5 protein-coding genes and 1 pseudogene are annotated in these 4,954 nt (G+C 70.7%); 4 read left to right on the plus strand and 2 right to left on the minus strand.

The genetic code is table 11. The features are described from left to right. Nucleotides 1-195 (minus strand): annotated as a pseudogene (locus tag FRZ03_RS39285) (hypothetical protein); the annotation flags it as partial. Nucleotides 196-405: 210 nt separating this feature from the next. Between FRZ03_RS39285 and FRZ03_RS22785 the strand changes: the two are divergent. Continuing rightward, the gene (locus FRZ03_RS22785; protein WP_146466995.1) at nt 406-2,334 is read left to right on the plus strand and encodes an AMP-dependent synthetase/ligase; all 1,929 of its coding nucleotides are present in this window, start codon (nt 406-408) and stop codon (nt 2,332-2,334) included. A 184-nt stretch (nt 2,335-2,518) separates the two neighbouring features. Continuing rightward, on the plus strand, nt 2,519-3,277 hold the full coding sequence (locus FRZ03_RS22790; RefSeq protein WP_146466996.1) for a G1 family glutamic endopeptidase: 759 nt from the start codon (nt 2,519-2,521) through the stop codon (nt 3,275-3,277). Between the two features lie 38 nt (nt 3,278-3,315). Here the strand turns inward: FRZ03_RS22790 and FRZ03_RS22795 are convergent, their stop codons facing one another. Beyond that, nucleotides 3,316-3,771, minus strand: coding sequence for an ATP-binding protein (locus FRZ03_RS22795; RefSeq protein WP_146466997.1), 456 nt, complete (start codon nt 3,769-3,771; stop codon nt 3,316-3,318). Between the two features lie 106 nt (nt 3,772-3,877). Here FRZ03_RS22795 and FRZ03_RS22800 point away from each other — a divergent pair, with 106 nt between their 5' ends. Together FRZ03_RS22800 and FRZ03_RS22805 are read left to right on the plus strand one after the other, a co-directional pair. Next, nucleotides 3,878-4,741: a helix-turn-helix domain-containing protein gene (locus FRZ03_RS22800; RefSeq protein WP_146466998.1), complete on the plus strand. Its 864-nt coding sequence runs from the start codon at nt 3,878-3,880 to the stop codon at nt 4,739-4,741. Then, nucleotides 4,738-4,954 (plus strand): DUF397 domain-containing protein (locus FRZ03_RS22805; RefSeq protein WP_146466999.1); only part of this gene is annotated, 217 nt, incomplete at its 3' end. The genes FRZ03_RS22800 and FRZ03_RS22805, both read left to right, overlap by 4 nt.

Here is a 4,954-nt window from a genome sequence, read left to right on the forward strand (position 1 = left end):
GTAGGACGACAGCCGGGCCGCGTCGGCGCGCACACCCGGCAGGACCAGGCGGGTGCGCGGGTACGGCGCCTGAGGGGACGGGCGCTTCGCCGGGGACCGCAGTGCCCCCAGCGTCAGCGACCGTGCCAGGGACGGTGCCTTGCCGAGGACGACGGCCGTCGTCATCAAACCCCCCGGGGACGGGAACAAAGTCATTACCGAACGGTAAGGTTACCGTAGGTAAGCCGCGGCGGGCCAGTGAGCGGAGGTTGCACATCCCCGTCCCCGGACCCTTCCCGAAGCCGCACGAAGCCCTCACAACGGGCCCGTACGATCACTCGCCTGACCGGCGGTAACCACCCTCAGCTCGTGCGCCGCGCGCTCCGCCGCCGGTGCACGCCTCGCCGCCCGCCCGAGGAGCCGCCCGTGTCCACGCCGTCCACCGCCAACACTCCCGTCTCGGCCGTCGATTACGACGGGCTGCCGGTGCTCGTCGCCCCCGAGACGCGGCGGCTCGACGGAGTCGTGCGGGAAGCGGTCGTGCCGCCCTTCGCCCCGCCGGTGCAGCGCGGCTCCCTCGCCGACCTGCCGTTCGACAACGCCGCCGCCGACCCGAACGCCGTCGTGCTCAGCCGCAGGCTCCCCGAAGGACGCTGGACCGACCTCACCGCCGCCCGCTTCGCCGCCCAGGTGCTGGCGACCGCCAAGGGGCTGATCGCCGAGGGGCTCGCGCCCGGCGACCGCATCGCCGTCATGGCCCGCACCACGTACGAGTGGACGCTCCTCGACTTCGCCGCCTGGGCCGCCGGGCTCGTCACCGTCCCCGTCTACCCCACCTCGTCCGTCTTCCAGACCCGGTGGATCCTGCACGACTGCGGCGCCGTCGCCCTGGTCACCGAGACCGCCCGGCAGGCCTCCGCCCTCGGCCCCGAACTCCAGCACCTGCCCGACCTCAAGCACCTGTGGGTCATGGAGAAGGGGCATGTGGACCGCCTCTCCGATGCCGGGGTCCGGGTCCCGGAGGCGGAGGTCGGCGTACGGCGGGGCATGCTCGGCCCGGACACCCTCGCCACCCTCGTCTACACCTCCGGCACCACCGGCCGCCCCAAGGGCTGCGCCCTGACCCACGGCAACTTCTTCGCCGAGGTCGACAACGCCGTCGAACTCCTCCACCCCGTCTTCAAGCAGAAGGACGCCGACCCCTCCGTCCTGCTCTTCCTGCCCCTCTCGCACGTCTTCGGGCGCATGGTGGCCATCGCCTGCCTGCGCGCCCGCGTCCGCCTCGGGCACGCGCCCAGCCTCAAGGCGGACGACCTGCTGCCCGACCTCGCCGCCTTCCGGCCCACCTGCCTGCTGGCCATCCCCTACATGCTGGAGAAGATCTTCAACTCGGCCCGCGCCAAGGCCGAGTCCGGTGGCCGCGTCGCCGTCTTCGACCGGGCCGCCGCCGTCGCCCGCCGCTACGGCGAGGCGGTCCAGGCCCGCCAGGAGGGCACCGGCGACGGACCAGGCCGCGCGCTGCGGACCCAGCGCGGCTTCTACGACCCCCTCGTCTACCGCCGCATCCGGGGCGCCATGGGCGGCCGGGTCCGGCACGTCATCTGCGGCGGTTCCCCGCTCGGCCGCCCCCTCGCCGCGTTCTACGCGGGCGCCGGGATCGAGATCTACGAGGGGTACGGCCTCACCGAGACCACCGGCGCCACCACCGTCACCCCGCCGCTCAAGCCCCGCCTGGGCACGGTGGGCTGGCCGCTGCCCGGCACGCGCGTGCGGATCGCCGCCGACGGGGAGATCCTCATCGCCGGCGACCACGTGCTGCGCGGGTACTGGGACCCGCAGGCCGGCGGGGTCGTCCCCGCGACCCGCGACGGCTGGCTGCACACCGGGGACCTCGGCCGGCTGGACGACGAGGGCTACCTCACCATCACCGGCCGCAAGAAGGAACTCCTCATCACGGCGGGCGGCAAGTCGGTGGCCCCGGCCCCGCTGGAGAACTGGCTGCGCCAGCACCCCCTGATCTCCCAGGCGATGCTCGTCGGCGACGGCCGCCCGTACATCGCGGCGCTGCTCACCCTCGACCCCGGGGGCATCACCCACTGGCGCCGGATGAACGGCAAGCACCCGGTGCCGGCGGAACTCGTCGCCGACGACCCCGAGTTGCTGGCAGTGCTGCAACGCGCCGTGGACGACGCCAACCGGCTCGTCTCCCGCCCCGAGTCCATCCGCCGCTTCACCGTCCTGCCCGTCGACTTCACGGAGGAGGCCGGCCATCTGACCCCCTCCATGAAGCTCCGGCGCGGGCAGATCCTGCGGGACTTCGAGCGCGAGGTGGCGGGCCTGTACGACGGGGCCTGAACCGGAATCTCCGCCAACGCTCCTTTTATCGCGCGCACTTGGCAGGAGCTTTGCTGTGTATTGCCGGCAGCCGGTTGCCCGGGGCCAGTGCATTGACTGCACACTGACAACAACGGGCGCACGTTCACCCCCACTGGTGGCCACCAGCTACGTCTGCACCGCGAGTTCCGCGAGAAGGAGCAGCATGTCTGCAACGATCCGCCTCACCGCCGCCACAGCCGTAGCCGCAGCCGTCCTCTCCGCGCTGGCGACCTCCCCCGCGGCCGCCGCCGCACCGGCCCTGCGCATGACCCCGGTCAGCGGTCACCTCACCAGCCACCACCTGGTCGGTGGCATCAGGAACAGCACCAGCTCCAACTGGGCCGGGTACGCCGCGACCGGCACGACGTTCACCAGCGTCTCCGCGAGCTGGGTGCAGCCGGCGGTCAGCTGCACGAGCGCGACCACGTACTCCTCGTTCTGGGTCGGCATCGACGGCGACGGCAGCAGCTCCGTGGAGCAGACGGGCACCGAGGCGGACTGCTCCAGCGGCCGGGCGGTCTACTCGTCCTGGTACGAGATGTACCCGGCCTACCCGGTCAACTACAGCAACACGGTGAGCGCCGGCGACCACTTCACGGCCACGGTCAGCAGAAGCGGCAGCACGTACACGCTCACCCTGTCGGACACCACCAAGGGGTGGACGAAGACCACCACCAAGACGCAGAGCGGTCTGTCCAACGCCTCGGCCGAGGTGATCGCCGAGGCGCCGTCCAGCTCCACCGGTGTGCTGCCGCTGTCGAACTTCGGCACCGCGAACTTCACCAGCGCCACCGCCAACGGCCAGGCGATAGGCAACTTCACGCCCGACAAGATCAACATGGCGTCGGGCAGCACCACCAAGGCGACCACCTCCTCGCTGAGCGGCGGGGAGAACTTCTCGGTCACCTACAACCACAGCTGAGCCGGCCACCGGCCGATCCGGCGGGGCGGTCCCGGGCGCTACGGCGCCGCGGGGCCGTCCCGCTTCTCTCTGCCCGGTTCCAGCGGGATCTCGGCCCACACCGTCTTGCCGACGACCCGCTCCGCGACGCCCCACTTGCGCGACAGCGCCTCCACGAGGATCAGCCCCCGGCCGCGCTCGTCCTGCGGTGCCCCGCGCAGGAGCTGGAGATGGCGTTCCCCCCGCGCGTCGCTCACCTCGATACGCAGGGTGTCCGCCTCGGGCAGCAGCGTCAGCCGCAGCTCGAAGTCCCGGCCGGGTACGCGACCGTGGGTGACGGCGTTGGTCGCCAGCTCCGAGACGAGGAGCTGGGCGGTCTCGTTCGGATCGCTCGCATAGGGGTATCCCCAACTCGCGAGCGAGGCGGCGGTGAGCCGCCGGGCCAGCCGGGCGCCGCGGGGAGTGGCGCTGAGCCGCTGGACCAACTCTTTCAGGGTGGAGATTTGCGGATTCACATCACTGAGCGTGGCCGGTTCTCCCTACGCTGACCAGGAGAAACCCGGCGACTGTGCGTAGTCGTACGGGTACGGGCGGGTTGCCGTACGAGCGTCGGAGGGTGATGTGGCGGAGGAACGGGAGCGGAGGCCGGAGACGCCGGCGGAGGCGAACGGGGCGGTGGCGGTCTTCGTCCTCCTGGGCAAGCAGTTGAAGTTGCTGCGGGAGCGGGCAGGACTCAGTCAGACGGAGTTCGGGGCCCTGGTCGGCTACGGCCCCGATCAGGTCTCGGCCATGGAGAGGGGCGTGCGCACTCCGAGGCCCGAGTTCCTGGTGAAGGCGGACGAGATCCTGGGCGCCCACGGGATGCTGATCGCGGTCATTCCCGACGTCAAGGAGGCGATGCGCAGGGGACGGACGCGACACCCGGCGTGGTACCGGGACCATGCGGCGATGGAGGCGGAGGCAGTGGAACTGCACCACTACTGCAATCACGCCGTGCACGGCCTGCTCCAGACCGAGGCTCACGCGCGGGAGGTGTTCGCCAAGCGGCGGCCGTTCCTCAGCGAGGAGACCATCGAGAAGCGGGTGGCCGACCGACTTTCACGGCAGCTGGTCTTCGAGCGGCAACCGGCACCCGTGGTGAGTTACGTCCTCGAAGAGGTAGTCCTCGACCGGCCGATCGGTGGCCGGAAGGTCCACGCGGAGCAACTGCGCCGTCTGCTCACCGTGAGCCACATGCAGAACGTGGAGGTCCAGGTGTTGCCGACATGTCTGCAAGAACACCCCAACATGGACGGCCCCTTCAACCTCCTCGTCCCGAAGGGGCACGGACAGGTCGCGTACACCGAAGTCCAGGGGTTTCCGCAGCTGATCACCGACGCCGAAGAGGTCCGGAAGATCGCCGACCGCTATGGGATCATGCGGGCGATGGCCCTTCCGCCCCTGGAGACCCGGGCGTTGATCGAGAAGAAGCTGGAGGCGCTATGAACAGCAAGGAACTGACCTGGTTCAAGTCCAGCTACAGCAGCGGTGAAGGCGGGGAGTGCCTAGAACTCGCCTACAACTGGCACAAGTCGAGCTACAGCAGCGGCGAGGGCGGTGATTGCGTCGAGGTCGCCAGCAGCTGGCGTAAGTCCAGCCACAGCAGTGGCGAGGGCGGCCAGTGCCTCGAACTCGCCGAACACCCCACCGCCATCCACA

Source organism: Streptomyces misionensis (assembly GCF_007896895.1).
GTDB lineage: Bacteria > Actinomycetota > Actinomycetes > Streptomycetales > Streptomycetaceae > Streptomyces > Streptomyces misionensis_A.